At 36.4% G+C, this 1,627-nt stretch carries 1 protein-coding gene; it reads left to right on the forward strand.

What is annotated here, in order from left to right; translation table 11 throughout:
- Window positions 1-255 precede the first annotated feature (255 nt).
- Window positions 256-1,491, forward strand: a complete 1,236-nt coding sequence (locus CWS20_RS27310; protein ID WP_101226463.1) for an IS110 family RNA-guided transposase — start codon at window positions 256-258, stop codon at window positions 1,489-1,491.
- Window positions 1,492-1,627: the final 136 nt, after the last annotated feature.

The raw sequence follows: 1,627 nt of genomic DNA on the forward strand, positions 1-1,627 counted from the left end.
TTCGTATTATAAGGTCAATCAGATATGAAAATATTTCTGGTTGACCATTTTTTATATGGTCTTATTATAACGGTAGCCGGGGTAAAACGTAACTGCCCGTGGGACTAAGATCCCGTTAGCTAAACAGTTTGCCCCCTACTTGTAGAAACATGATTGAGGCTGGTTGGGACATAGATCTCGTATAACAAGCGAAGCTGTGATACTACAAGAAGGATAAGGGGTACCGGCAAATAAAAGATTAGGAGATGATAGAGGATGAATCCAGTCGTTGGCCTGGATATTTCAAAGGGGGAAAGTCAGGTTCAAGGTTTTGTAGATAAAGGCAAACCTTTTCGTAAGAGCTTTAAAGTATCTCATACTCTGGAGGGGCTTGGTTTACTGGTAGAGTTTTTAGATCAAGTACAGAAAGAAACAGGTCAGAAACCTCCTGTGATTCTAGAAGCAACTGGACACTATCAAACACCAGTAGTCCAATATCTAGATGAACATGGATATTTATTAATTATTATTAATCCTTTAATTTCGTATAAGGCGAAGAGTTCAAGTCTAAGAAAAGTAAAGACAGATGCGGTTGATGCATACCTACTCTGTGAATTGTATTATAAAGAGGAATTAGAGCCATATAAAAAGCGAGGAATTCAGTTATTAAACCTTCGTAATCTTACGAGACAACATGAAAATATTACAGGCGTTATGATTCAAACTAAACTTCAATTTCAGGCTGTACTTGATCAGGTATTCCCTGAATATCGAGGGGTTTTTGGTGATCTGTATTCTGTGGTATCACTCTTAATGTTACAAGAGTTTCCGTCATCTGAAGACATATTAAAAGCTAGTGACGAAACAATCTCAAATAAGATAAAGGAATTATGTAAAAGTCGCTCAATCAGATGGGCGAATGAAAAAGCTTTAAAACTAAAAGACGCGGCAGCTCGTAATCCTTTTGAAAAAACAGTCTACCAGAGTCATATATTAAGCTTAGGTATGTACATTAACATTATTCTTCAATACAAAGAGCATCTATCAAGATTAGAGTCAGAGATAGACGCTCTCGCTAAAGAAATTGAAGAATATAATATTATCAAATCCATCCCCGGTATTGGAGAAAAAATCGCCGCCACGATTATTTCTGAAATCGGTGAGATAGATCGATTTAACCATCCTAAAAAGCTAGTAGCTTTCGCTGGTGTTGATCCTAGTGTATTTGAATCTGGTAAATTTAGAGCTACCCAGAACCGTATTACTAAAAGAGGATCAAGTAGACTTCGCCATGCCTTATATATGGCAGTTCGTTGTGCCATTCGTGATTGTCGTAAGAAGAAAACCACAGATGAGATACTCCCTAGAAACAAAAGAATGCGGGAGTTTTACGATAAGAAACGCGAAGAAGGAAAGCCCTTTAAGGTCGCTGTCATCGCTTGTGTAAACAAGCTCTTACATTGGATTTTTGCCTTATTAAAAAACAGAACAACTTTCCAAGATATAGCTTAATGACTATATCTAACTAAATAAAACAAAACCTTCCAGTAAAAGCCTAACGGAAGGTTATTTGGCATACACTTTTTTAGTATATCACCAATGATTTTATTTTTTTAGAGAAAAATATTGACAAACTATTAGCTGGTTT

Source organism: Cytobacillus horneckiae, assembly GCF_002835735.1.
In the GTDB taxonomy this organism is placed as follows: domain Bacteria; phylum Bacillota; class Bacilli; order Bacillales; family Cytobacillaceae; genus Cytobacillus; species Cytobacillus horneckiae.